Raw genomic sequence first — 26,186 nt, 5'->3', positions numbered from 1 at the left:
AGGCCGCGTCGGGGCGGGGCGCCCCCAGCGGGAGAAAAGGGGGGCACCGACCCGCCGGAGGCGCCCTCGGTGCGTGCCGCGGTGCCAGGGCCCCGCGCCACGAACCCGAGCGGACCCGTCCGAACCCGACCCGACCGCACCACGCAGAGGACCAGATGACCGACCTGTCCGACGAACTGCTTCCCGCCACCCGCCGCGCGCTGCTGCACCGCCTGGCCGTCGCCCAGGCCGAGGGCCGCACCCCCTCGATGGTCGCCGCCGTGGTCCGGGACGGGCGGCTGGTCTGGAGCGGCGCCCGCAGCATGGTCGACGACCACGCGCCCACCACCGACGTGCAGTACCGGATCGGCTCGATCACCAAGACCTTCGTGGCCGTCCTCGTGCTGCGGCTGCGCGACGAGGGACTGCTCGACCTCGCCGACCCCGTCGAGCGCCACCTGCCCGGCACCCCCGCCGACGGCGCCACCGTCGCCCAGCTGCTCTCGCACTCCGCCGGCCTCGCCTCCGAGACCCCGGGCCCGTGGTGGGAGCGGACCGACGGCGCGCTGCGCCCGGCCCTGGCCGACCTGCTGGAGGAGGAGCGGCCGCGCCGCCACCCCGCCGGGCGGCTGCACCACTACTCCAACCCCACCTACGCGCTGCTCGGCGCGCTGGTCGAGCGGCTGCGCGGCGAGCCGTGGGGCGAGGTGCTGCGCCGCGAGGTCCTCGAACCCCTCGGCCTGGACCGCACCACCCTGCTCCCCGAGCCCCCGCACGCCGGCGGCTTCGCCGTCCACCCCTGGGCCGACGTGATGCTGCCCGAGCCGCTCACCGACACCGGGCTGATGGCCCCGGCCGGCCAGCTCTGGTCCACCACCGCCGACCTCGCCCGCTGGGCCGCCTTCCTGGCCGACGGCGACGAGAAGGTGCTGTCCGCCGACACCCTGGCCGAGATGCGCCGCCCCGCCGTCGCCGCGGACACCGACGACTGGACCGAGACCTACGGCCTGGGCCTCCAGTTGATCCGGCACCAGGGCCGCACCCTGTTCGGCCACAGCGGCTCGATGCCCGGCTTCACGGCCGGCCTCTGGGTCAGCGAGGCCGACGGCCTGGCCGCGGTCGCCTTCGCCAACGCCACCCACGGCGCCCGCACCGGGCAGGTCACCGCCGAGCTGATCGCGATCACCGCGGAGCACGAGCCCCGCTTCCCCGAGCCGTGGCGCCCGCTGCCCGAGGTCGACGAGCAGCTCCTCGCCCTCACCGGCCCCTGGTACTGGGGCGCCGCGCCGCACGCCCTGCGGCTGGCGGCCGGGCGGGCGCTGGAGCTCTCGGTGCTGGGCAGCGGCGGGCGTGCCTCCCGCTTCCGCCCGGAGGAGGACGGCACCTGGACCGGCCTGGACGACTACTACGCGGGCGAGACCCTGCGCGTGGTGCGGGCCGCCGACGGCTCGGTCAGCCACCTGGACATCGGCTCCTTCGTGTTCACCCGCGAGCCCTACGGGCCGGCCGAGGTCGTCCCGGGCGGCCTCGACCCGCGGGGCTGGCAGGCCCACTGACCGCCGTCCCTCGGGCCCGCCGCCCCCCGCCCCCCCGCCCCCCCCCCCCCCCCCCCCCCCCCCGCGGGGGGGGGGGGGGGGGGGGGGGGGCCGCCCCCCCCCCCCCCCCCCGCCACCGAGAAGCACGGAGTGGGAAGTCGGACCCGCCGACTTCCCACTCCCTGCGGCCGGAGGGGAGTTCGGCGTGGCCCGTGCGACCGTTCAGCAGAGCTCACGGCGTCATTGCGCGAGGGTGGACTGATGCGGACGGAGGCCGGGAGCGGGGAGCTTCGTCACCGATCGCACGATGTGGCCCCGCGCAGGCGAGCACGGACGGGGCCGTTGCAGGGCTCTGATCGGAGAGGGACGGGGACGACGAATCCCCGCGTCGGACCGGACCGGCCTGGCCCGGCCTGCCTGTCGGGACCGGCCCCGGAGCACCCCGGATGGTGACGGCGCAGGCTGCCGGTACCGGGGGCGGTTCCTGTCACCACGTGCAGCGGCAGGTGGCGCTACTCGCTCCGGGCGGGCTCGGCCTGGAGCGCGGCGATGAACCGCAGGAGGCGTTCGTTGACCAGCTCGGGACGCTCCAGGTTGAGGCCGTGGCCGGCCCGCCGCACGATCCCGGCCTGAACCTTCGGGATCAGCGCGGTGACCCGCGTCAGCGCCTGACGGGGCCGGAGGAGGGCGCTGCGGCGTCCGAACAGGACGAGGGCGGGCAGCCGGACCGAGCTCAGTTCCTCGTCGGTGAACGGCCGGGCCGCAGGGCGGGTGTTCGGCTTGTAGGTCCGCATGCCCAGCATCAGCGGAGCGATCATCTCCGGCGGTGAGCTCAGGGCCGGATTGGCGAGCAGGCGCCCGAGGGCGGGTCGAAGCGGGCGTGGGGCGAGCATCGCGAACAGTCCGCCGATCATGTGCGCGTAGAACCGCGCGGGGACCTTCTCGATCCCGCCGGGGTCCAGCAGGACGATCGAGGCGAGGCGTTCGGGTGCGTGAATGGCCTGATTGAGGGCCAGCCATCCGCCGTAGGACAGGCCGGCCAGGTGGACGCGCTCCAGCCCGAGTCCGGCGAGGACCTCGCCGAGCCAGGACGCATTCTCCTCGGAGCCGGCCGCGATGGCGCGTTGCACGCTGCGGCCGGGGTCGTCCAGCGTGTCGATCGCGTAGACCGGGTGGTTCTCGCCCAGGGCGGCGACCTGCGGGTACCAATTGGAGGCGTGTCCGGCGTGGCCGTGCAGGAGGACGACCGGCTCGCCGGTTCGGGCCCCGTAGCGGTGGACGTGGACGGTGCCGTAGCCGGTTTCGATGTCCAGTTCCTCGCGCGGGCCCGGCCAGAGCTCCATGGCGCGGTCGTACGCCTCCAGGAACTTCCCGCGGGCTTCCTCGCTGACGAAACGTCCGACACTCGTTCTGGTCATGGTCCCTCCCGGCACGCGAAAACTGCAGGACTTGATGGTATGGTTGTACCATAAAAGAGTATGGAAGGAAGCCGGATGCCGAAGTTGGTGGACCATGACGAGCGACGGGCGCACATCATCGACGCCTTGCTCCGTGCGGCGGCGAACACTGGCCTGCACGCCGTCACCATGCGGTCCGTGGCCATCGAGGCGGGCGTTTCCGTGCGGCTCGTGCAGTACTACTTCGATACCAAGGAGCAGTTGCTCCTCGCCGCACTCGGCCGCCTGACGGCACGCATGGGTGAGCGGGTCCGCGACCGGGTGAGGACGGCCGGCTCCTCGCCGACTCCGCGCGACATCGTCGAAGCCGTCCTGCTCGAAGCCGTCCCGACCGACGAGGAGAGCCGGATCTTCCACCTCGTCCACACCGAGTACGCGGTGCTTTCCGTCACCGACACCGCCCTCGGTGGCCGGCAGTTCCTCGCGGCACCCAACGAGATGGAGGACTTCCTCGTCCGGCAGCTCGAAGCCGCCCAGCAGGCCGGGGACGCCGATCCGCGCCTGGACGCCGGTCAGGAGGCCGTCGTCCTCCTGGCCGTCTCCGCCGGCCTCGGTCTGAGCGTCCTGCTCGGCCAGCGCACGGCGGACGACGCGACGACCGTCCTGCACTACCACCTCGGCCGGCTCTTTCCCGGCTCGTGAGCCGCTCCCCACGAGGGCGGATCCAGGAGGCCGGCCGCTCGCCGGCGGGTGATGTCCGACCAGGCCGTGGCACGATCGCGGGCCGGTTCCGGCCGGGCCCCCGCTCGCCGCGAGCGAGGGCCACCGACCGCCCGGTCCCGGCCTTCCTGTCACCGGACGGAGTGGGAAGCCGGCGGGGCCGACGTCCCACTCCGCCGGCCGCCCTCGCGCGCCTTCTCTCCGGCATCAAGGCCGGCGAACTCGACGATCGTGTCCGATCCGGGCGGGGCGGACACGGGTGATGCCGGGCTTCGAAGAGGTCTCGAAGCCCGGCATCACGGCCGGCATCACGGCCCGAACGGGCGGGAAGTCAGTTGTGGGCGTGGAGGTCGGCGTTGAGGCCGCCCCAGGAGCCGGTGCGGGCGATGACCTCGACGGCGCCGGTCTGGGAGTTGCGGCGGAAGAGCAGGTTGTCCTGGCCGGACAGCTCGACGGCCTTGGCCACGGTGCCGTCCGGAGTGGTGACCCGGGTGCCGGCGGTGACGTAGAGGCCGGCCTCGACGACGCAGTCGCTGCCCAGCGAGATGCCGATGCCCGCGTTGGCGCCGAGCAGGCAGCGCTCGCCGACGGAGACGACCTGCTTACCGCCGCCCGACAGGGTGCCCATGATCGACGCGCCGCCGCCGATGTCGCTGTGGTCGCCGACCACGACGCCCGCACTGATCCGGCCCTCGACCATCGAGGTGCCCAGCGTGCCGGCGTTGAAGTTGACGAAGCCCTCGTGCATCACGGTGGTGCCGGCCGCCAGGTGCGCGCCGAGGCGGACACGGTCCGCGTGGGCGATGCGCACGCCGGACGGGGCGACGTAGTCGGTCATCCGGGGGAACTTGTCGATCCCGTAGACGGCGAGCTGACCGCCCTGGGCGCGCACGGCCAGCCGGGCCTGCTCGACCTTGTCCACCGGGACCGGGCCGATGCTGGTCCACGCCACGTTGGCCAGCAGGCCGAAGATGCCGTCGAGGTTCAGCCCGTGCGGCCGGACCAGGCGGTGGCTGAGCAGGTGCAGCCGCAGGTAGACGTCGTGCGTGTCGAGCGGCTTCTCGTCCAGCGAGGCGATGGTGGTGCGCACGGCGACCACCTCGACGCCGCGGCGGGCGTCGGCGCGCAGCGCCTCGGCGGCGCCCGCGCCCAGCTCGGCCTCGGCCTGCTCGGCGGTCAGGAGGACGGTCCCGGCCGGGCCGGCCTCGGCGGTCAGCGCGGGGGCCGGGTACCAGGTGTCGAGGACGGTGCCGTCCGCGGCGATGGTGGCCAGACCTGCGGCGACGGCGCCGCTCACGGGGGTGGTGGATTCTGCAGTCACATCGTGCACGTTAACGAATCCGGGCCGCCGCTGCTGAACACGCTCACCGTCCGGACCGGGCCCGCCCGCCCCGGGCGGCGGCAAAATGCGGTGCCCGCGGGGCCGGGCCTCGGCCATACTCCGACAGGTGTTCATGTCGATCTCCACCACAGGTACCGCCGAGCACCCGGCCACTGACCTGGGCTTTCTGCTGCACAAGCACCCCGGCAGGGTCCAGCGGTTCTCCACGGCGCACGGCGAGGCGCACGTCTTCTACCCGGAGGCGGGCGACGAGGCCTGCACGGCCGCGCTGCTGCTCGACGTCGACCCGGTCGCGCTGGTCCGCAAGGGCCGCGGCAAGGGACGCGCCGGCTCGCCCGACTTCGCCCTCGCCCAGTACGTCAACGACCGCCCCTACGCCGCCTCCTCGCTGCTCGCGGTGGCGCTGCGGACGGTGTTCCGCACGGCGATGAAGGGCGTCTGCGAGGCCCGCCCCGGGCTGGCCGACCAGCTGCGCCCGCTGCGGATCGTGCTGCCCGCCGTGCCGGTGGGCGGGGCGGCGGGCGAGGGCGACGGCGTGGCGATGGCGGTGCGCCTGTTCGAGCCGCTGGGCTGGCAGGTGGAGGCCTCGGCGATCCCGCTGGACGAGACGTTCCCCGCGTGGGGCGAGTCGCGCTACGTCCGGCTGGAGCTGTCGGCGCGGCGGGCGCGGCTGGCCGACGCGTTGCAGCAGCTGTACGTGCTGCTGCCGGCGCTGGACGGTGCCAAGCACTACTGGGTCGCCCCGGACGAGGTCGACAAGCTGCTCGCCGCCGGTGAGGGCTGGCTGGCCGCCCACCCGGAGCGGGCCCTGATCACCCGCCGCTACCTGGCGCGGCGCTGGACGCTGACCCGGCGGGCGATGGAGCGCCTGGAGCTGGCCCGGCTGGCGGAGGCCGACGACCGCGAGGTCGAGGAGGTCGACAACGCGGTCGACGACACCACCGGGGAGACCGGGCCGGACCGGGGAGCCGCGGACGAACAGGAAGCCGCGCACGAGCACGGAGCCGCGCACGAGCACGGAGCCGCGCACGAGCGGACCGCGCCGCGCCCGCCCTCGCTGGCCGAGCAGCGCCGCACGGCGATCCTGGACGCGCTGCGCGAGACCGGCGCGGCCCGGGTCGCCGACCTCGGCTGCGGCCAGGGCGAGCTGATCGCCGCGCTGCTGAAGGACCCGCGGTTCACCGACATCCTGGGCGTCGACGTGTCGGTGCGGGCGCTGTCTGCGGCGGCCCGCCGGCTGCGGCTGGACCGGATGCCGGAGCGTCAGGCGAACCGGCTGCGGCTGGTCCAGGGCGCGCTGACCTACACGGACGAGCGGCTGAAGGGCTTCGACGCGGCCGTGCTCTGCGAGGTGATCGAGCACCTGGACCTGCCGCGGCTGCCCGCCCTGGAGTACGCGGTGTTCGGCGCGGCCCGCCCCTCGGCGGTGGTCGTCACGACGCCGAACGCCGGGTACAACGTCCGGTGGGAGAGCCTGCCGGCCGGTCGCTTCCGGCACGCCGACCACCGCTTCGAGTGGGACCGCGCCGAGTTCCGCGACTGGGCCGGGAAGGTCGCCGCCGCGTACGGCTACACCGTCGACATCCGCCCGGTCGGTCCGCAGGACGACGAGGTGGGCGCCCCGACGCAGCTCGCCCTGTTCCGCCTCGGCGACGGGGCCGCCGACGCACCGGCCGGAAAGACGGCCACCATGGACAGCACGACGCCCGAAGGGGGCGAGACCCGATGACCGACGACGCCGACGCGACCGCAGCGACCGACGCGACCGCAGGAACCGATGCGATCGCAGAGACCGCAGCGACCGCACCGACCGACGACACCGACGCGGCCGGAGCGGCCCGCTCCGCCGGCGCCGCACCCCGCCGCCTGCCGGTGACGGACGTCTCCCTGGTGGTGCTGATCGGCACCAGCGGCGCGGGCAAGTCCAGCTTCGCCCGCAAGCACTTCCTCCCCACCCAGGTCGTCTCCTCGGACTTCTGCCGCGGCCTGGTGGCCGACGACGAGAACGACCAGTCCGCCTCCGCCGAGGCCTTCGACGTGCTGCACTACATCGTCGGCAAGCGCCTCGCCGCCGGCCGGCTGACCGTCGTGGACGCCACCAACGTCCAGCCGGAGGCCCGCCGCCGGCTGGTCCGGCTCGCCCGCGACCACGACGTGCTGCCGATCGCGATCGTGCTGGACGTCCCACCGGGCGTCTGCGCCGAGCGCAACCGCTCCCGCCCGGACCGGCAGCTGCCCGCGCACGTGGTGCCGCGCCAGCACCGCGAGCTGCGCCGTTCCCTGCGCGGCCTGGAGCGCGAGGGCTTCCGCAAGGTGCACGTGCTGCGCGGCGAGGCCGAGGTCGAGGCCGCCGGGATCGTGCTGGAGAAGCGCTTCAACGACCTGCGCCACCTCAGCGGCCCGTTCGACATCGTCGGCGACATCCACGGCTGCCGCTCGGAGCTGGAGACCCTGCTCACCCGCCTCGGCTGGACGCTGGTCCGCGACGACGCCGGGCGCCCGGTGGACGCGGTGCACCCCGCGGGCCGCACCGCCGTCTTCGTCGGCGACCTGGTCGACCGCGGGCCGGACACGCCCGGCGTGCTGCGCCTGGTGATGGGCATGGTGGCGGCCGGGCACGCGGTCTGCGTGCCGGGCAACCACGAGAACAAGCTCGGCCGGGCGCTGGACGGGCGGAAGGTCACCGTCTCGCACGGCCTCCAGGAGTCGCTGGACCAGCTGGCGCAGGAGCCGGAGGAGTTCCGGGCCGAGGTCCGGACGTTCATCCGCGGCCTGGTCAGCCACTACCTGCTGGACGGCGGCGCCCTGGTGGTCTGCCACGCCGGACTGCCGGAGAAGTACCACGGCCGGGCCTCCGGCCGGGTGCGCTCGCACGCCCTGTACGGGGACACCACCGGCGAGACCGACGAGTACGGCCTGCCGGTGCGCTACCCGTGGGCGGAGGAGTACCGGGGCCGGGCGCTGGTGGTCTACGGCCACACGCCGGTGCCGTCGGCGGGCTTCGTCAACAACACCATCTGCCTGGACACCGGCTGCGTCTTCGGCGGCAGCCTGACCGCGCTGCGCTACCCGGAGCGGGAGCTGGTCGTCGTCGAGGCCGAGCGGGAGTGGTACGCGCCGGTGCGCCCGGTGCGCACGGACGCGCCGGGCGGCCGCGAGGGCCGCCCGCTCGACCTCGCCGACGTGGCGGGCCGCCGGGTGGTGGAGACCGCGCTGCACGGCCGGGTCGCGGTCCGGGAGGAGAACGCGGCGGCGGCGCTGGAGGTGATGAGCCGGTTCGCGATCGACCCCCGGCTGCTCGCCTACCTGCCGCCGACCATGGCGCCGAGCGCCACCTCGGGCCGGCCCGGCTACCTGGAGCACCCGGACGAGGCCTTCGCGGCCTACCGCGCCGACGGCGTCGGGCAGGTCCTCTGCGAGGAGAAGCACATGGGCTCCCGCGCGGTGGTGCTGGTGGCGCGGGACGGCGCGGCCCTGGAGAAGCGGTTCGGGCTCGCCGGCCCGGGCGCGATCTGGACCCGCACCGGCCGGGCGTTCCTCGGGGACGACGCGCTGACCGCCGCGGTGCTGGACCGGCTGCGGGCGGCCGCCGAGCGGGCCGGGCTGTTCGACGAGCTGCGCACCGGCTGGCTGCTGCTGGACGCCGAGCTGATGCCGTGGTCGCTGAAGGCCGTGGAGCTGCTGCGCCGTCAGTACGCGGCCGTCGGCGCCGCGGCGGGCGCGGCGCTGCCGGAGGTGCTGGCCGCGCTGGAGCGGGCGGGCGGGCGCGGGCTGGACGTGGCCGCGCTGACCGGGCGCCAGCGGCAGCGTGCCGCCGACGCGCAGGCGTTCACCGAGGCGTACCGGCGCTACTGCTGGCCGACCGAGGGCCTGGCCGGGATCCGGCTGGCGCCGTTCCAGGTGCTGGCCGCCGAGGGGGCCAACCTCGCGGTGCGCCCGCACGACGAGCACCTCGCCTGGATCGACCGGCTGGTCGAGGCGGACCAGGCGGTCGAGGCGGCCGGGGCGGCCGGCCCCGGCCGGGGGAACCGGGCGGCCCCGCTGCTGCACCGGACCGGCCGGCTGGTGGTGGACACCGCCGACGAGGCCTCGCTCGCCGCGGGTGTCGCCTGGTGGGAGGAGCTGACCGCGGCGGGCGGCGAGGGCATGGTGGTCAAGCCGCTGGCCTCGCTGGTGCGCGGCCGGGCGGGGGAGGGCCGCCCGGGCGGGCTGGTCCAGCCCGGGGTGAAGGTGCGCGGGCGCGAGTACCTGCGGATCGTCTACGGTCCGGACTACACCGAGCACCTGGACCGGCTGCGTCAGCGCTTCCTGGGGCACAAGCGCTCGCTCGCCCTGCGCGAGTACGCGCTCGGGCTGGAGGCGCTGGACCGGCTGGCGGCGGGTGAACCGCTCTGGCGGGTGCACGAACCGGTCTTCGCCGTCCTCGCCCTGGAGTCGGAGCCGGTCGACCCGCGCCTGTGACGGTGCCGGGCACACAAGCACACAAGCAGCCGGGCAGACAGGCGGACGGGCGGCGGGGCGGCCGGAAAAGGCGACCTTGCATACAAATTCTAAGCATCGTATAGACTTGCTGCTTTCCCGTCCGCCCGTCACCGTCATCGTCACACCCAGGAGCCCGGCATGGCCTACAACCTCCGGAACAGGCACTTCCTCAAGGAGCTCGACTTCACGCCCCAGGAGTTCCGCTTCCTGGTGGACCTCGCCGCCACGCTCAAGGCGGCGAAGTACGCGGGCACCGAGCAGCCCCGGCTGCGCGGGAAGAACATCGCGCTGATCTTCGAGAAGACCTCCACCCGGACCCGCTGCGCCTTCGAGGTCGCCGCCCACGACCAGGGCGCCACCACCACCTACCTGGACCCGGCCGGCTCGCAGATCGGCCACAAGGAGTCGATCAAGGACACCGCCCGGGTGCTCGGCCGGATGTTCGACGGCATCGAGTACCGCGGGCACGGCCAGGCCGTCGTCGAGGAACTGGCCGCCCACGCCGGCGTGCCGGTCTGGAACGGCCTCACCGACGAGTGGCACCCCACCCAGATGCTCGCCGACGTGCTCACCGTGACCGAGCACACCGACAAGCCGCTCACCGAGGTGGCGCTCGCCTACCTCGGGGACGCCCGCTCCAACATGGGCAACTCGCTGCTGGTCACCGGCGCGCTGCTCGGCATGGACATCCGGATCGTCGCCCCGCGCGCCCTGTGGCCGGACGAGGAGGTGCAGAAGGCCGCGCAGTCGCTCGCCGGGGCGAGCGGTGCGCGGATCACCCTCACCGAGGACGTCGCCGAGGGCGTGGCCGGGGCCGACTTCCTCTACACCGACGTCTGGGTGTCGATGGGCGAGCCCAAGGAGGTCTGGGCCGAGCGGATCGCGCTGCTCAAGCCGTACCAGGTGTCGATGGAGACGGTGCGCGCCACCGGCAACCCGCAGGTGAAGTTCCTGCACTGCCTGCCGGCCTTCCACGACCTGGGCACGGTGCTCGGCCGCCAGCTGTTCGAGGAGACCGGCATGGCCGAGCTGGAGTGCACCGACGAACTGTTCGAGTCGGCGCACTCCGTGGTCTTCGACCAGGCCGAGAACCGCCTGCACACCATCAAGGCCGTCCTGGTCGCCACCCTCGGCGGCTGACCCGGCCCTCCTCCGGCCCTACCGCGTCCCCTCCAGGTTCACGCAGGCGACCCGGTCGGCGGCGCCGTGCGCCCCGGCCGGGTCCCCCGCGTGCAGCACCAGTGAGCGGGCCCCGCCCGGCCGCGGCCGCCAGGCGACCGAGGCGGCGGCGCTGCCCGCACCCCGTCCGTCGGTGCGCAGGGTGAGCCGCAGCTCGTTGCGGTCGTTGGCGTACGCGGGGTCGGTGGACGGGCTCACCGGGTCCACCACGTCCTGGTAGTGCGGGCCGGACGCGGCCGGGTCGGCCCCGCACGCCCCCGTGTGCAGGTGCACCGGGAACGCGTGGCCGGCGGCGACGCCGTCCACGCCCATCCTCAGGACCGTCCGCCCGGGCACCGAGCGGTCCACCACCACCCGCACGTGCGAGCCGTACGGCACCAGGTCCGGCGCGTGGCTGACCGCCACCGGCGGGACGAAGGCGGTGGCGGGGTCGAAGTCGGCCTCGGTGACGGCGACCGGGACGGCGGCGGGCGCCAGCAGGGCGAGCGGGAGCAGCGCGGCGGCGAGCGGAGCGGGCATCGGTGAAACCTCTTCGTGTGGGGGCCGGGAAACCGGACGCCCCGTTCAACGGCGCACCCCGCCCCCGGACACGCACCCGGCCCCGGGTGCGTCCCCGATGCCCGGACACGCACCCGGCCCCGGACGCGTCCCCGATGCCCGGACCCGCCCCGCCCGCGCTACCCGCCGGCCGGGTGGATCCCCCGGATCTCGCAGCGCGGCCCGCTGGCCCGCATCAGCCGCAGGTCGGCGGTGACCAGCGGCACCCCGAACCGCTCCGCCACCGCCACGTACGCGGCGTCGTCCGGCGTGAGGTTGTCCTTCAGCTCCCAGATCCGCCCGAGCAGCGGCTCGACCGGGACCTTGCGGATCGCCAGCCCCGGCAGCCGGGCGGCCAGCTCGCCGACCCGTTCGGCGGTGAGCTCGCGCGCCAGGTAGAGGCCGCGCAGCGACTGCATCACCTCGATGACGACGTGTTCCGGCGCCACCCACTCCCCGCCCGCGGCCAGCTGCGCCCGGGCCGCCTCCCCGCGCCCGCCCTCGTCGGCCAGCGCCAGCACCAGCGCGGACGCGTCCACCACGATCATCGGTCGGCCCCCGAATCCGTTCCCGGCCCGTTCTTGCGGGGTCACCGTACCCGGACGGGGTCGCCGGCCGGGAAGGCGCCCGGCTCCACGTGGAACGACTGGACGGCCTGCTCGGCCTGCTCGGCCTGCTCGGCCCGCTCGGCCTGCTGCGCCGCGTCGGGGGTGATCCGCTCCCGGAAGCCTGCCCCGGGACGGACGCGTGAGCCGGGGCGCGCGTGACGGGGGGTTCGGCGGGGGTTCGGCGAGGATGCACCCGGTGGAGGCAGGCTGGAGGTGGTGCCGACGTGGCGGACTTCGCGGCATGCACTATGGTTTATCTCGACATCGAGATAACTCCGCCGTACGATATATCTCGACATCAAGATACTTGCCGAGAGGCGCTCACCGGCGGTGCGGGCAAGGTCAGCCTAAGTAAGGGTGACCTTACCACCGTGGCGGCCGGATACCGCACGAAGCACCTAGAAGGAGTCAGTCGTGTCCGCGAACAGCTTCGACGCCCGCAGCTCGCTGCAGGTGGGCGACGAGTCGTACGAGATCTTCAAGCTCTCCGCCGTCGAGGGGTCCGAGCGGCTGCCCTACAGCCTCAAGGTGCTGCTGGAGAACCTGCTCCGCACCGAGGACGGCGCGAACATCACCGCCGACCACATCCGGGCCCTCGGCAACTGGGACGCCGACGCCCAGCCGAGCCAGGAGATCCAGTTCACCCCGGCCCGTGTGATCATGCAGGACTTCACCGGCGTGCCGTGCGTGGTCGACCTCGCCACCATGCGCGAGGCCGTCAAGGAGCTGGGCGGCGACCCGGCCAAGATCAACCCGCTGGCCCCGGCCGAGCTGGTCATCGACCACTCCGTCATCGCCGACAAGTTCGGCACCCCGGACGCCTTCGTCCAGAACGTCGAGATCGAGTACGGCCGCAACAAGGAGCGCTACCAGTTCCTGCGCTGGGGCCAGACCGCCTTCGACGAGTTCAAGGTCGTCCCGCCGGGCACCGGCATCGTCCACCAGGTGAACATCGAGCACCTGGCCCGCACCGTCATGGTCCGCGGCGGCCAGGCGTACCCCGACACCTGCGTCGGCACCGACTCGCACACCACCATGGTCAACGGCCTGGGCGTGCTGGGCTGGGGCGTCGGCGGCATCGAGGCCGAGGCCGCCATGCTCGGCCAGCCGGTCTCCATGCTGATCCCGCGCGTCGTCGGCTTCAAGCTGACCGGCGAGCTGCCGGCCGGCACCACCGCCACCGACCTGGTGCTCACCATCACCGAGATGCTGCGCAAGCACGGTGTGGTCGGCAAGTTCGTCGAGTTCTACGGCGACGGCATCGGCGCCATCCCGCTGGCCAACCGCGCCACCATCGGCAACATGTCGCCGGAGTTCGGCTCGACCTGCGCGATCTTCCCGATCGACGCCGAGACCATCAACTACCTGAAGCTCACCGGCCGCGACGAGCAGCAGCTCGCCCTGGTCGAGGCGTACGCCAAGGAGCAGGGTCTCTGGCACGACCCGTCGCACGAGCCGGTCTACTCCGAGTACCTGGAGCTGGACGTCTCCACCGTCGTCCCGTCGATCTCCGGCCCGAAGCGCCCGCAGGACCGCGTCGTCCTGGCCGAGGCCGCCGAGCGCTTCGCCGAGGCGCTGCCGGCCTACTCGGCCGAGGCCTCCAAGCCGACCGCCGTCGCCGTCCCCGACGGCTCGTCCTACCAGATCGACAACGGCGCGGTCGTGATCGCCTCGATCACCTCCTGCACCAACACCTCCAACCCCTCCGTCATGCTGGGCGCCGCCCTGCTGGCGAAGAAGGCCGTGGAGAAGGGCCTGACGGTCAAGCCCTGGGTCAAGACCACCCTGGCGCCCGGCTCCAAGGTCGTCATGGACTACTACGAGAAGGCCGGCCTGCTCCCGTACATGGAGAAGCTGGGCTTCAACCTGGTCGGCTACGGCTGTGTCACCTGCATCGGCAACTCGGGCCCGCTGCCCGAGGAGGTCTCGGCCGCGGTCAACGAGTCCGACCTCGCCGTCGTCTCGGTGCTCTCCGGCAACCGCAACTTCGAGGGCCGGATCAACCCCGACGTCAAGATGAACTACCTGGCCTCCCCGCCGCTGGTGGTCGCCTACGCCCTCGCCGGCAACATGAACGTCGACCTCACCAAGGACGCCCTCGGCCAGGACGCCGACGGCAACGACGTCTTCCTCGCCGACATCTGGCCGTCCGAGCAGGAGGTCGCCGACACCGTCGCCGCCTCCATCGACCAGGACATGTTCGACAAGGGCTACCAGGACGTCTTCGCCGGTGACCACCGCTGGCAGTCGCTCCCCGTCCCGACCGGCAACACCTTCGAGTGGGACGCCGAGTCCACCTACGTCCGCAAGCCCCCGTACTTCGAGGGCATGGCCAAGACCCCGAGCCCGGTGACCGACATCGCCGGCGCCCGCGTCCTGGCCAAGCTGGGCGACTCGGTCACCACCGACCACATCTCCCCGGCCGGCAACATCAAGCCCGGCACCCCGGCGGCGCAGTACCTGACCGCCAACGGCGTCGAGAAGCGTGACTTCAACTCCTACGGCTCGCGCCGTGGCAACCACGAGGTCATGATCCGCGGCACCTTCGCCAACATCCGTCTGCGCAACCAGATCGCGCCGGGCACCGAGGGCGGCTACACCCGCGACTTCACCCAGGCCGACGGCCCGGTGTCGTTCATCTACGACGCCTCGCAGAACTACCAGGCCGCCGGCATCCCGCTGGTCGTCCTGGCCGGCAAGGAGTACGGCTCCGGCTCGTCCCGCGACTGGGCCGCCAAGGGCACCGCGCTGCTCGGCGTCAAGGCCGTCATCGCCGAGTCCTACGAGCGCATCCACCGCTCGAACCTGATCGGCATGGGCGTCCTGCCGCTGCAGTTCCCGGAGGGCGAGAACGCCGACTCCCTCGGCCTGACCGGCGAGGAGACCTTCTCCATCACCGGCGTGACCGAGCTCAACGAGGGCCGCACCCCCGCGACCGTCAAGGTCCAGGCCGTCGGTGCGGACGGGACCAGCAACGAGTTCGACGCGGTCGTGCGCATCGACACCCCCGGTGAGGCGGACTACTACCGCAACGGCGGCATCCTGCAGTACGTGCTGCGCAGCCTGATCAACGGCTGAGCACCGCACTGAGCGCCGAGGAGGCCGGACCGCACCCGCGGTCCGGCCTCCTCCGCTTCGCCCGGACGCCGCCCGGGCTTTGCCGGCTTTTTGCATAGTGCGCCGACCGGACCGGACCCCTTGTGCGACGCGGTCGCTATGGACTAAACCTCTGTTCCAGCTTGGTCCAGACCAATTGACGCTGCTTCAGAGAATAGGTCCGGTATGCCCATTCGCCGCCCCGCCCTGCTCGCCGCCGCCACCGTCGCCGCGCTGCTCGCCTCCACCGCCGCCACCGCCACGGCCACTGCCGCCGATGCCAAGGGCCCCAAGCTCAAGGGCCAGCGGGTCGGTTACTTCACCTCGTGGGGCGCCGACAGCCTCGCCAAGCGCGTCCAGGAGTCCGGCCAGGCCGGCAAGCTCACCGTGATCAACTACGCCTTCGGCAACGTCTCCGCCGAGGGCACCTGTTTCCAGAGCAACGAGCCCGGCCAGGGCGACGCCTGGAACGACTACCAGCGCGCCTTCTCCGCCGCCGACTCGGTGGACGGCGTCGCCGACGCCCCGGGCCAGGCGCTCAAGGGCCACTTCAACCAGCTGCGCAAGCTCAAGGCGCAGAACCCGCAGCTCAAGGTCGTCATCTCGCTGGGCGGCTGGAGCTGGTCCAAGTACTTCTCGGACGCCGCCGCCACCGACGAGGCCCGCAAGAAGTTCGTCTCCTCCTGCATCGACCTCTACCTGAAGGGCGACGTGCCGCAGCTGGCCGGCTCCCCGGAGGGTGGCGCCGGCGCGGCCGCGGGCGTCTTCGACGGCATCGACGTCGACTGGGAGTACCCGGGCGGCGGCGGTGACGAGGGCAACGTGGTGCGCCCCGAGGACGGCCGCAACTTCACCCTGCTGATGGCCGAGTTCCGCAAGCAGCTCGACGGGCTGGCCAAGGAGCGCGCCCAGGGGGCCAAGGGCAAGGACAAGAAGCCCGAGCACTACCTGCTGACCGCCGCCGTCGCCGCCAACGAGACCGTCGCCGACCGGCTGGAGCTGCCCGAGCTCGCCGGCTCCGTCGACTGGCTCAACCTGATGACCTACGACCTGCACGGGCCGTGGGAGGGCAAGGGCCCGACCAACCACCACTCCCCGCTCTACTCCGACCCCACCGACCCGGACGCGCGCCAGCGCAGCGCCGACAAGGCCGTGGACCACTACGCCCAGCGCGGCCTGCCCTCGCAGCAGACCGTCCTCGGCACGCCGTTCTACGGCCACGGCTGGACCGGCGTGCCGGCCGGCAACCGCAACGGCCTCTTCCAGAAGGCCACCGCCGCCGTGCCGGACCTCACCTACAAGGAGCTCAACGCGCTGGCGGGCTCCAAGACCTACGTGGACCGCGACCACGGCGCGTCCTGGAAGTACGACGGCAACACCTTCTACAGCTTCGACTCGGCCGAGGTGCTCACCGAGAAGGCCCGCTACGCCCGCTGGAACGACCTGGCCGGCGTGATGGTCTGGTCGCTGGACGGCGACGACGCGCAGGGCAGCGCGATGGCCGCCCTGGACAAGGGCCTGCGCGGCAAGTGAGGCCGCGCTGACCCCGCGATGACCGCGGGCCGGGCCCGCCGCGACGCGAGTGTCGCGGCGGGCCCCGCCCGTCCGGTGCGCTCAGCCCCGGTCGCAGGCCTGCGCCCGCAGCGCGCGGGCCAGGTCGTCGCGGCGCTCCAGCACCAGCCGGCGCAGCGCGGGCGCCGCGTCCGGGTGGCCGCTCAGCCAGCCGTCCGCCTCGGCCAGGGTGGCCTCGTCCACCTGCGCCTGCGGGAAGAAGCCGCCGACGATGCGCATCGCGATCTCGATGGTCCGCTCGGCCCAGACCCGCTCCAGCAGCTTGAAGTACGGCGCGGCGTAGAGCGCGGTCAGGTCGCGGTGCGCGGGCACCGCGAAGCCGGCGATGTTGGCCTCGACCAGCGCGTTGGGCAGCTCGTCGGAGTCGACCACGGCGGACCAGGCGGCGGCCTTGGCCTCCGGGGTGGGCCGGGCGGCCAGGCACTGGGTGTGCTGGCGGCGCCCGCTCGCCGTGTTGTCGGCGGCCAGCTCCCCGGCCAGCTCGTCCTCGCCGGCCTGGCCGGCCGCGGCCAGCGCCAGCCACAGGGCCCAGCGCAGCTCCTGGTCGACCTCCAGGCCGTCGATCCGGGCGGTGCCGGCCAGCAGGCCGCGGACCAGCCCGAGGTGCTCGGAGCCGTTGGCGGTCTGCGCCAGGAAGCGGGCCCAGGCCAGCTGGTGGTCGCTGCCGGGGGCGGCGGCGCGCAGTTCGCGCAGCGCGCCGTCGGCGAGCAGCCGCCCGCCCTCGCCGCGCCAGGCCGGGTCGGCGTAGAGGTCGACGGCGCCCTTGGCCTGGGTGTGCAGTGACTGCAGGACGCCGATGTTGGCCTCCTGGCCGGCGAACCGCAGCACCAGCGCCACGTAGTCGCGGGCCGGCATCAGGGCGTCCCGGGTGAGGTTCCACACGGCGGACCAGGCGAGCGCGCGGGCGAGGTCGTCCTTGATGTCGCCGAGGCCGCCGCGCAGGGTCTGCAGCGACTCCTCGTCGAAGCGGACCTTGCAGTAGGTCAGGTCGTCGTCGTTCAGCAGGACGAGCGCGGGCCGGGGGCGGCCGGCGGCCTCGGCGACGACGGTGCGCGCGCCGGTGACGTCCAGCTCGAAGCGGGCGGTGCGCACCAGCGCGCCGTCGGCGTCCCGGTCGTAGAGGCCGACCGCGATCCGGTGCGGGCGCAGCACGCCGCCGTCCTGGAGGACGGCGAGCTCGGTGATCCGGCCCTCGGCGTCGGCGGTGAGCTGCGGGGTGAGGGTGTTGACGCCGGCGGTCTGCAGCCAGGCGGCGGCCCAGGCCTTGAGGTCGCGGCCGCTGGTCTCCTCCAGGATGTCCAGCAGGTCGGCGAGTTCGGTGTTGCCGAAGGCGTGCCGCTGGAAGTAGCGGCGGGCGCCCTCGAAGAAGGCCTCGGCCCCGGCGTAGGCCACCAGCTGCTTGAGCACCGAGGCGCCCTTGGCGTAGGTGATGCCGTCGAAGTTGAGCTTGGCGTCCTCCAGGTCCCGGATGTCCGCGGTGATCGGGTGGGTGGTGGGGAACTGGTCCTGGCGGTAGGCCCAGGCCTTGCGCTGGTTGGCGAAGGTGACCCAGGCGGACCGGTAGCGGGTGCCGGCGCCGACCAGGCCGTAGGAGCCCATGAAGTCGGCGAAGGACTCCTTCAGCCACAGGTCGTCCCACCAGCGCATGGTGACGAGGTCGCCGAACCACATGTGGGCCATCTCGTGCAGGACGACGTTGGCGCGGCCCTCGTAGGCGGCGTCGGTGACCTTCGAGCGGAAGACGAACTCCTCGCGGAAGGTGACGCAGCCGGGGTTCTCCATGGCGCCGATGTTGTACTCGGGGACGAACGCCTGGTCGTACTTGCCGAACGGGTACGGGTAGGCGAACTGCTCGTGGAAGAAGTCGAGTCCGAGCTTGGTGACGCCGAGGATCTCGTCGGAGTCGAAGTACGGGGCGAGCGACTTGCGGCACATCGCGGAGAGCGGGATGTCCAGCACGGTGCCGTCGTCGAGGGTGCGGCTGTAGTGGTCGCGGGCCACGTGGTACGGGCCGGCGACGACGGCGGTGAGGTAGCTGGAGATCGGCCGGGTCGGCGCGAACTCCCAGGTGCGGGCGGCGCCTTCGGTGGTGACCTGCTCGTGCGCGGCGTTGGAGCGGACGTCCCAGGCGGCCGGCGCGGTGACGGTGAAGGTGAACGGGGCCTTCAGGTCGGGCTGTTCGAAGGTGGCGAAGACCCGGCGGGCGTCGGCCGGCTCGTAGTGGGTGTAGAGGTAGGTCTCGCCGTCCACCGGGTCGGTGAAGCGGTGCAGGCCCTCGCCGGTGCGGCTGTAGGCGCAGTCGGCCTCGACGGTGAGCACGTTCTCGGCGGCCAGGGCGTCGACGTGCACCCGGGCGCCGTCGTAGGCGGCGGCCGGGTCGAGGGCGCGGCCGTTGAGGGTGACGGCGCGCACGGCGGGGGCGAGCAGGTCGACGAAGGTCGACGCGCCCGGTTCGGCGCAGCGGAAGGCGATGGTGGTGGTGGAGCGGAAGGTGGCGGCCGCGGGGTCGGGGGCCGAGGTCACGTCCAGCCGGACGCGGTAGCCGTCCACGGTGAGGATGCTGGCCCGCTGCTGGGCTTCGTCGCGGCTCAGGTTCTTGCCCGGCACGGCGGTACTCCTTTGTCCGGCTCGCACGGTGGTGCGGTCTTCGCTGGTGCGGTGGTGCGGCGCGCTGTGGTGCTGCGGAGGCATCCTTTCACGCCCCCCGCGCGGGTACCATTGCACAACTCGGGCGGCCGGGCCGGAATCAGCGGCGCGGGCCGGGTGTTGCCGCTCGGGGGGCGTGCTCCGATGCGGCCGCGCGGCCCCGGCACACGCACCTCTCCGCACCTCCTCGCACCTCTTCCGGACGATTCGAAGGACGACAGCCGTGACGACTCCCGCTGGTGCCGCCGAGCGCAAGACCGCCGACTTCTGGTTCGACCCGGCCTGTCCGTGGGCCTGGATGACGTCCCGCTGGCTGATCGAGGTCCAGCAGCTGCGCCCGGTGGACGTGAACTGGCACGTGATGAGCCTGTCGGTGCTGAACGAGGGCCGGGACCTTCCGGCGCAGTACCGGGAGCTGCTGGCCAATGCCTGGGGCGCGGTGCGGGTGTGCATCGCGGCCGCGCAGCAGCACGGCGACGAGGTGCTGGGCCGGCTCTACACCGAGCTGGGCACCCGGTTCCACAACCAGGGCCTGCCGCAGGACCGGGCGACCGTCGAGGCGGCGCTGGCCGCGGCCGGGCTGCCGGTGGAGCTGGCGCAGGCGGCGGACACCGACGCGTACGACGAGGCGCTGCGCCTGTCGCACAAGGAGGGCATCACCCTGGTCGGCGAGGACGTCGGCACCCCGGTGATCGCGGTCGAGGGCGCGGACGGCGCGCGGGTCGCGTTCTTCGGCCCGGTGGTGACGCCGATCCCGCGCGGCGAGGCCGCGGCCCGGCTGTGGGACGGCACCCTGCTGGTCGCCTCGACGCCGGGCTTCTACGAGATCAAGCGCACCCGCACCGCGAGCCCGTCCTTCGACTAGGCGCCGCGGCACGCGACCGCCGAGGGGCCCGGTACCGCACGGTACCGGGCCCCTCGGCGTCCGGGCGCCCCGGTCAGCCGCGGGCGGCGTCCCGGCGCTGCTTGAGCAGACCGGCGACGGTGAGCAGCGTGATCAGCACGGCGGCCGCGTACAGCTGCTGCCGGTTGCCCTCGGTGGTGGTCATCAGGGCGAGGATGCCGGCCACGGCGGCCATCGCGATCCAGGTCAGGTACGGGAAGCCCCACATCCGCACGGTGAGCAGCTCGGGCGCCTCGCGCTCCAGCCGGCGGCGCATCCGCAGCTGGACGACGCAGATGAACAGCCAGACGACCAGGATCGCGACGCCGGTGGTGTTCATCAGCCAGGTGAAGACGGTGGCGGGCCAGAACTTGGCGGCCAGGACGGCGGCGAAGCCGAACAGGCAGGAGGCCAGCACGGCCCGTCGCGGCACTCCGCCGCTGACCTTGGCGAGAGCGCGCGGGCCCTGGCCCCGGCCGACCAGCGAGTAGGCCATCCGGGAGGCGCCGTAGATGTTGGCGTTCATCGCGGACAGCAGGGCGATCAGCACCACGAACTGCATGATCGTCCCGGCGCCGGGCACCCCGAGGTGGCGCAGCACGGTGACGTAGGGGCCGTCGGCGACGACCGCCGGGTCCTTCCAGGAGACCAGGGTGACGACCAGCGCCATCGAGCCGATGTAGAAGATCGCGATCCGCCAGACGGCGGTGCGCACGGCGTTGGCGACGTTGCGCCGGGGGTCCGCGGACTCGGCGGCGGCGATGGTGACGGTCTCCAGGCCGCCGTAGGCGAAGACGGAGGCGAGCAGGCCGACGATCAGTCCGCTGACGCCGGTGGGCAGGAAGCCGCCCTGCCCGGTGAGGTTGGCGGTGCCGGGGGCGCCGGGGCCGAGCACGCCGGCCACGCCGAGCCCGCCCAGCACCAGGAAGGCGATGATCGCGGCGATCTTGACGGCAGCGAACCAGAACTCGAACTCGCCGAAGTTCTTCACGGCGGTGAGGTTGCCGGCGCAGAAGAACACCATGAACAGGGCGACCCAGACCCAGGCGGAGACGCCGGGGATCCAGCCGTTGACGATCCTGCCGGCGGCGGTGGCCTCGGCGGCGACGCCGCAGCAGAGCATCACCCAGTACATCCACCCGGAGGTGATCCCGGCCCAGGGGCCGAGCTCCTTCTCGGCGTGCACCGAGAAGGAGCCGGAGGCGGGGCGGGCCGCCGACATCTCGCCGAGCATCCGCATGATCAGCATGACCAGCAGGCCGGAGAGCACGAAGGCCAGGATGACGGCGGGTCCGGCCGCGGCGATGCCCGCGCCGGAGCCGACGAACAGGCCGGCGCCGATGACGCCGCCGAGCGCGATCATCGACAGGTGGCGCTGCTTGAGTCCGTGGGAGAGCTGCCGGTCGTCGGCGGGGGAGGCGGGTGCGGTGGTCCCGGGCGGCGCGGACGGCGCGGAGGTGGGGGCCATGGAGGGTGGATCCAGACTGTTCGACATGCGGTGCGAGCTGTCCAATATCCGGTGACGTGGCTGAGCATGCCAAGAATGTCCGGTTCGGGATCAGCATGCGGACCCCATCGTGACAGTCCGGGCCCGCCCGCTCACGCTCCGTCGCCCCGGTGGGTCGGGACCCGACAAGGAGGGCGGCCGGGGCTTTGTCCGGATCCCTGACGGTGTTCGGCGTGATCGCCGCGTAGGTTCGAGGTGATCACTCACCCGGTCCGCCGGCCCCGGCGGCCGTCCGGATCCCCACCGTGCCGAGGAGAGCTTGATGGCCACCGCCAGCACCCCCGTTCCGAGCCGCGCCGTGCTCGCCGACCTGCTGCCCTCCGCCGGCACCCGCCTCGGCGCCCAGGCCCGCGACCTCGCCCTGGTCGCCGGCGGCGCCGCGCTCACCGGCCTGGCCGCCCAGCTGTCGGTGAACGTCCCCGGCTCCCCGGTGCCGGTCACCGGCCAGACCTTCGCCGCCCTGCTGGTCGGCACCGCGCTCGGCACCCGCCGGGGCGTCGCCTCGCTCGGCCTCTACCTGCTGGCCGGCCTGGCGGGCGTGCCGTGGTTCGCCGAGGGCGCCTCCGGCTGGTCGATGCCCTCGCTCGGCTACGCGATCGGCTTCGTGCTGGCCGCCGGCCTGGTCGGCGCGCTGGCCCGGCGCGGCGCCGACCGCTCGCCGGCGCGCACCGCCGTCGCGATGGTGCTCGGCAGCCTCGCCATCTACGCCGTCGGCGTGCCCTACCTGGCGTTCGCCCTCGACGTCCCGATGGCCCGCGCCGCCGAACTCGGCCTCTACCCGTACCTGGTCGGCGACGCCCTGAAGGCCGCCCTCGCCGCCGGCGCCCTCCCGCTGGCCTGGAAGCTCCTCGGCCGCCGCTGAGCGGCGCCCCGCCCGCCGGACGCGACGCCCCCTGCGGAGCCCGGGTCCGCGCGCATGCCACACTCATGGCATGCGCGTGTACCTGGGCTCCGACCATGCCGGATACGAACTGAAGAACCACCTCGTGGAGTGGCTCAAGGAGGCCGGCCACGAGCCGGTCGACTGCGGGCCGCACATCTACGACGCCCTCGACGACTACCCGCCGTTCTGCCTGCGTGCCGCCGAGCGCACCGCCTCCGACCCGCAGTCGCTGGGCATCGTGATCGGCGGTTCGGGCAACGGCGAGGCGATCGCCGCCAACAAGGTCAAGGGCGTCCGCGCCGCGCTGGCGTGGAGCGAGCAGACCGCCGCGCTCGGCCGCGAGCACAACAACGCCAACGTGATCTCCATCGGCGGCCGGATGCACACCGAGGAGGAGGCGACCAGGTTCGTCGAGGTCTTCCTCAACACCCCGTACAGCGGCGACGAGCGGCACACCCGCCGGATCGACATGCTCAGCGTGTACGAGACCACCGGCGAGCTCCCGCCCGTCCCGGCCCACCACCCGCAGCAGGAGGGCTGACCCCTCCCGTCCGTCCCGGCTCCTCCCGGCGGCCGGTCGCGCCCCGGCGGCGCGGCCGGCCGCCGCGTTCCCCGCGGCCCCGCGCACCGGGGTGCGGAACCGGCCGGACGCCGCCTGGACGGCGGCTGGGGGATCGCTGTGTGATCGGCCACAGCGCGCACTCCGGCGCGCGCCGCGCCCGGCCGTCCGCACGACGGGGCGCGCGCCGCCAGGGCGGTTCGTACGCCCTGTGCCCGTACGCCTCCTGACGCTCCGGACGCCGCCCGCCGCAATCGGCCGAAACCCGCTGACGCGCCCGCGCCACCCCGCCCCCGCCCCCGCCCGGCCCGTCGACGCCGACCGGGACCGCTGGATAGGGTCGGTCCCCATGGCTGGCAGAGCGCCGGGCACACCGCCCCAGACGACTGCGACGAGGCCCGGCGCCGCCCCGGCGTCCGACCCCGTGACGGCCCGGTTGCGCAAGAGGCTCCGCCGGGTCCGCCGAAGGCTGCGCACCGCCGCCGTCGACTGGTTCCGCGGCGGCGCCGCCGACTGGCCGGTGCTGTGCGCCCTCGCGCTGCTGGTCCCGCTGCTGATCCTGCTCAACGTCTGGTGGCCCGCCTGGGCCCCGCCCACCGCACTGGTCCTGCCGATCCTGGCGGCGGCCCTGCTGCTGCGCCCCGGCTCGCTGGTGGTGCTGTACGCGCTCGCCGCGCTCGGCCTGTCCGCCGAGTCGGTCATCCACACCGGCCAGCGGGTGGCCAGCGACCACCCCGAGTCCTACACCTACGGGGTCACCCCCGGCGCCGCCCTGGTGGTCGGCGCGGCCGGGGTCGGCGGCCTGCTGCTGGCCCAGTTCCGCAGCCGGGTCGGCGTGCCCTGGTGGGGCGGCTCGACGATGCTCTTCGACCTGCGCGAGCGGCTGCGGGTGCAGAGCCGGGTGCCCCGGCTGCCGGACGGCTGGCACGCCGACATGGCGCTGCGCCCGGCCGGCGGGCAGTCCTTCTCCGGCGACTTCGTGGTCGCCGACCGCACCGGCCCCGGCCGGCGGGTGCTGGAGGTGGTCCTCGCGGACGTCTCCGGCAAGGGCATGGACGCCGGCTCGCGGGCGCTGCTGCTCTCCGGCGCGTTCGGCGGGCTGCTGGGCTCGCTGCCCGCGCACGACTTCCTGCCCGCCGCCAACGGCTACCTGCTGCGGCAGTCCTGGGAGGAGGGCTTCGCGACCGCCGTGCACCTGGTCCTCGACCTGGACACCGGCGAGTACGAGCTGCTCTCGGCCGGGCACCTGCCGGGCATGCAGCGGCTGGCGGGCGCCGGGCGCTGGGAGGTCAAGGAGGCGTTGGAGGGCCCGGCGCTGGGCATCTACGACGGTGCCAAGTTCGAGGGCGTGCGGGGGCGGCTGAACCGCGGCGACGTGCTGATGCTGTGCACCGACGGCATGGTGGAGGCGCCCGGCCGGGACCTCTCGGAGGGCATGGACCGGCTGATGGGCGAGGCGGACCGGCTGGTGCCGGGCGGCCCGGGAGCGGTCGGCGGCGCGGCCTCCCGGCTGATCGAGACGGTCGCCCGGGACATCAACGACGACCGCGCGGTGCTGCTGTTCTGGCGCGACTGAGCGGCGGGCGGCGGCCCTGCCGGGGCCCCGGTGCGGCGGTGGTGCGAGGGCACGTGCCAACGGCAGCTGCTGTCAAGCCCCGGAGCTGATCTTCAGCCAATTCCGGCGCCCTGCAAGCAGAGCGGACCTGCCGGTTCCGGTCCGGCCCGCCGAACGTTTCCCGGCCGCTCAGCGGCACCCCGCCGACGATTCGCCGGGACGTCCCGGCTATCGTCCCGGTCGGCGGAAACTCGTCTCGCATCGCGGGATATCGGCGTTCGACCGACTGTCAGACCTTTACGCAATCGGCATGGTCGACCACACTGAGTCCGGGCGGGACTGTTCAGGATTCGGGGGATGGGGGGCGTCACATGCGGCACGACGGACACCGTGCGGCCGTACCGGGCGGCCTTCCCTCCGGCCTCGACGTGCCGGACGAACTGCCGTTCCGCCTCGGGACCGTCGGACAGGCCGGGGTCCGGCTTCGCAGGGGTCGTCCGCCGGTGGCGCCCCGCTATGAAAGAACGAGGAAGTGAGTCCGGGTGGCACTCTCCGTCTCCGCGCTGGTCCTGTTCGGCATCATCTGCTTCATCTTCATCCGCCAGAAGCAGCTGAAGGTCGGGCACTTCATCCTGGCCGCCCTGTTCGGCTTCATGCTCAACCAGAGCACGGCGGCCAAGCCGATCCAGGACTTCCTGAGCCAGATCGCCAAGTCCATCTCGAACATCGCCAGCTGACCCCCGGACCGCCGGCCCGCCACGGCCGGTGCTCCGTCACCGGTCGGCGCGCCTCGCCTGACGCCACCGGGCGAACAGGCCTCGCGGGCGCGCCGCCGCCACGGCCGCCGGCCGGGCCGCGAGCCCGCCGGCGCCGGCCGGCGCGGTCGGCGGCGACGCCGGGTCCCCGTGGGCCGTCAGCAGCACGAACAGCCGGGCCCAGCACAGCCGCTCGCCGCGCGGCCAGTCCAGCGCGCGCAGTGCCGCCGACGCCGCCTCGCTGACCTCGCCGTCGATCCTGACCTCGGCCACGTCGTCCCCCGAGCGTCCGCCGAGGAACAGCTTCACCCCGTGCGGCCGCCGCGCCTGCGGCCCGGTCAGCGCCGGCAGCAGCGCGGGTGCCAGCGCCGGCACCACCCGGTTCCCGGCCAGCCAGGCCGCCAGCCGCTCGTTGCCGAACCCGAAGACCGCCGCCGGCCCCTGGACGGCGTGCCAGCCGGGCAGTTCGGGGTGGTCGGCGTGGTCGGCGTGCGCGCCGCGGCCCTCCCGCAGCTCCACCAGCGCGGCCGCCGTGGTGGTGGCCCACATCCGCACCGCGTTCTCCAGTTTCTCCTCCTCGGTCTGGCCGAGGCCGGCCGCGCAGTCCCAGAGCACCGGCGCGTCCGCCCGGCCGAGCTCCAGCGCCCAGCCGAGGTCGACGTGCCCGGCGCCCTCGCCGCCCGGATGCTCCCGCACGGCCACCGCGACCGTCCCCGGGCCGCGCACCACCTCGCCGTCGGCGGTGAACTCCTGCCCGAGGCGCGCCATCTCCCGGACCACGCAGCGCTGAATGACGGCCAGTCGGTCCTGCGGGCGCACGGGGACTCCTCCGCTCACGGGCTCCGAGTCGTCTCGAACGCCGGCTGCCATCGAACTGCTCTCGAACGCCGCCGAGGTTATCGGCCCGCGGGCCCCCCGGGAAACCGCCCGGGCGCCGCCGTGCGGCGCCGG

The 26,186-nt window shown here is 73.8% G+C and carries 19 protein-coding genes; 12 read left to right on the top strand and 7 right to left on the bottom strand.

The features are described 5' to 3' along the window. Positions 1-155: 155 nt before the first annotated feature. A complete protein-coding gene (locus ACF1AK_RS03885) occupies positions 156-1,535 on the top strand; it encodes a serine hydrolase domain-containing protein (RefSeq protein WP_391497143.1) in 1,380 nt (459 codons plus the stop codon). A gap of 491 nt (positions 1,536-2,026) precedes the next feature. On the opposite strand, the gene ACF1AK_RS03880 is transcribed toward ACF1AK_RS03885, so the two are convergent. After that, on the bottom strand, positions 2,027-2,932 hold the full coding sequence (locus tag ACF1AK_RS03880) for an alpha/beta fold hydrolase (RefSeq protein WP_391497142.1): 906 nt from the start codon (positions 2,930-2,932) through the stop codon (positions 2,027-2,029). A 75-nt stretch (positions 2,933-3,007) separates the two neighbouring features. On the opposite strand from ACF1AK_RS03880, the gene ACF1AK_RS03875 reads away from it, so the two are divergent. Next, the gene (locus tag ACF1AK_RS03875) at positions 3,008-3,613 is read left to right on the top strand and encodes a TetR/AcrR family transcriptional regulator (RefSeq protein ID WP_391497141.1); all 606 of its coding nucleotides are present in this window, start codon (positions 3,008-3,010) and stop codon (positions 3,611-3,613) included. 349 nt (positions 3,614-3,962) lie between these two features. On the opposite strand, the gene dapD is transcribed toward ACF1AK_RS03875, so the two are convergent. After that, positions 3,963-4,952: a 2,3,4,5-tetrahydropyridine-2,6-dicarboxylate N-succinyltransferase gene (gene dapD / locus ACF1AK_RS03870; RefSeq protein WP_391497140.1), complete on the bottom strand. Its 990-nt coding sequence runs from the start codon at positions 4,950-4,952 to the stop codon at positions 3,963-3,965. Between the two features lie 127 nt (positions 4,953-5,079). Here dapD and ACF1AK_RS03865 point away from each other — a divergent pair, with 127 nt between their 5' ends. From ACF1AK_RS03865 to argF, 3 genes are all read left to right on the top strand, one after another. Continuing rightward, positions 5,080-6,702 carry a 3' terminal RNA ribose 2'-O-methyltransferase Hen1 gene (locus ACF1AK_RS03865; protein ID WP_391497139.1) on the top strand — a complete coding sequence of 541 codons (1,623 nt, stop codon included), beginning with the start codon at positions 5,080-5,082 and terminating at the stop codon, positions 6,700-6,702. Continuing rightward, entirely contained in the window at positions 6,699-9,434 is a 2,736-nt protein-coding gene (locus tag ACF1AK_RS03860; RefSeq protein WP_391497138.1) for a polynucleotide kinase-phosphatase, read from the top strand. The genes ACF1AK_RS03865 and ACF1AK_RS03860 overlap by 4 nt, the downstream gene beginning before the upstream one ends. Before the next feature lie 159 nt (positions 9,435-9,593). Continuing rightward, positions 9,594-10,595 (top strand): ornithine carbamoyltransferase, encoded by a 1,002-nt coding sequence (gene argF, locus ACF1AK_RS03855; protein ID WP_380296733.1) that lies wholly within the window; start codon positions 9,594-9,596, stop codon positions 10,593-10,595. A gap of 18 nt (positions 10,596-10,613) precedes the next feature. Here the strand turns inward: argF and ACF1AK_RS03850 are convergent, their stop codons facing one another. After that, positions 10,614-11,153, bottom strand: a complete 540-nt coding sequence (locus ACF1AK_RS03850; protein WP_391497137.1) for a superoxide dismutase family protein — start codon at positions 11,151-11,153, stop codon at positions 10,614-10,616. Between the two features lie 158 nt (positions 11,154-11,311). After that, on the bottom strand, positions 11,312-11,719 hold the full coding sequence (locus tag ACF1AK_RS03845; RefSeq protein WP_391497136.1) for a type II toxin-antitoxin system VapC family toxin: 408 nt from the start codon (positions 11,717-11,719) through the stop codon (positions 11,312-11,314). A 474-nt stretch (positions 11,720-12,193) separates the two neighbouring features. Here ACF1AK_RS03845 and acnA point away from each other — a divergent pair, with 474 nt between their 5' ends. Together acnA and ACF1AK_RS03835 are read left to right on the top strand one after the other, a co-directional pair. Then, a complete protein-coding gene (acnA, locus tag ACF1AK_RS03840) occupies positions 12,194-14,857 on the top strand; it encodes an aconitate hydratase AcnA (protein ID WP_391497135.1) in 2,664 nt (887 codons plus the stop codon). Between the two features lie 204 nt (positions 14,858-15,061). Then, the gene (locus ACF1AK_RS03835) at positions 15,062-16,408 is read left to right on the top strand and encodes a glycoside hydrolase family 18 protein (protein WP_391497134.1); all 1,347 of its coding nucleotides are present in this window, start codon (positions 15,062-15,064) and stop codon (positions 16,406-16,408) included. Positions 16,409-16,489: 81 nt separating this feature from the next. Here ACF1AK_RS03835 and pepN read toward each other — a convergent pair whose 3' ends face one another. Further along, positions 16,490-19,054: an aminopeptidase N gene (gene pepN / locus ACF1AK_RS03830; protein ID WP_391497133.1), complete on the bottom strand. Its 2,565-nt coding sequence runs from the start codon at positions 19,052-19,054 to the stop codon at positions 16,490-16,492. Between the two features lie 262 nt (positions 19,055-19,316). Between pepN and ACF1AK_RS03825 the strand changes: the two genes are divergently transcribed. After that, positions 19,317-19,958 carry a DsbA family protein gene (locus ACF1AK_RS03825; protein WP_391497132.1) on the top strand — a complete coding sequence of 214 codons (642 nt, stop codon included), beginning with the start codon at positions 19,317-19,319 and terminating at the stop codon, positions 19,956-19,958. 73 nt (positions 19,959-20,031) lie between these two features. Here ACF1AK_RS03825 and ACF1AK_RS03820 read toward each other — a convergent pair whose 3' ends face one another. Then, on the bottom strand, positions 20,032-21,444 hold the full coding sequence (locus tag ACF1AK_RS03820) for an amino acid permease (RefSeq protein ID WP_391497131.1): 1,413 nt from the start codon (positions 21,442-21,444) through the stop codon (positions 20,032-20,034). Positions 21,445-21,745: 301 nt separating this feature from the next. Between ACF1AK_RS03820 and ACF1AK_RS03815 the strand changes: the two genes are divergently transcribed. From ACF1AK_RS03815 to ACF1AK_RS03800, 4 genes are all read left to right on the top strand, one after another. Then, positions 21,746-22,345 carry a biotin transporter BioY gene (locus ACF1AK_RS03815; RefSeq protein ID WP_391497130.1) on the top strand — a complete coding sequence of 200 codons (600 nt, stop codon included), beginning with the start codon at positions 21,746-21,748 and terminating at the stop codon, positions 22,343-22,345. A 70-nt stretch (positions 22,346-22,415) separates the two neighbouring features. Continuing rightward, a complete protein-coding gene (locus tag ACF1AK_RS03810) occupies positions 22,416-22,907 on the top strand; it encodes a ribose-5-phosphate isomerase (protein WP_391497129.1) in 492 nt (163 codons plus the stop codon). A 454-nt stretch (positions 22,908-23,361) separates the two neighbouring features. Beyond that, positions 23,362-24,501, top strand: a complete 1,140-nt coding sequence (locus tag ACF1AK_RS03805) for a PP2C family protein-serine/threonine phosphatase (RefSeq protein ID WP_380298572.1) — start codon at positions 23,362-23,364, stop codon at positions 24,499-24,501. 521 nt (positions 24,502-25,022) lie between these two features. Next, positions 25,023-25,217, top strand: a complete 195-nt coding sequence (locus ACF1AK_RS03800) for a hypothetical protein (protein ID WP_355372342.1) — start codon at positions 25,023-25,025, stop codon at positions 25,215-25,217. 36 nt (positions 25,218-25,253) lie between these two features. Here ACF1AK_RS03800 and ACF1AK_RS03795 read toward each other — a convergent pair whose 3' ends face one another. After that, positions 25,254-26,054, bottom strand: coding sequence for a DUF6348 family protein (locus ACF1AK_RS03795; RefSeq protein ID WP_391497128.1), 801 nt, complete (start codon positions 26,052-26,054; stop codon positions 25,254-25,256). Between the last annotated feature and the right edge of the window lie 132 nt (positions 26,055-26,186).

Origin of the sequence: Kitasatospora sp. NPDC015120 (assembly GCF_043080305.1) — a bacterium.
GTDB lineage: Bacteria > Actinomycetota > Actinomycetes > Streptomycetales > Streptomycetaceae > Kitasatospora.
This window is presented reverse-complemented; position numbering and strand designations above follow the sequence as displayed.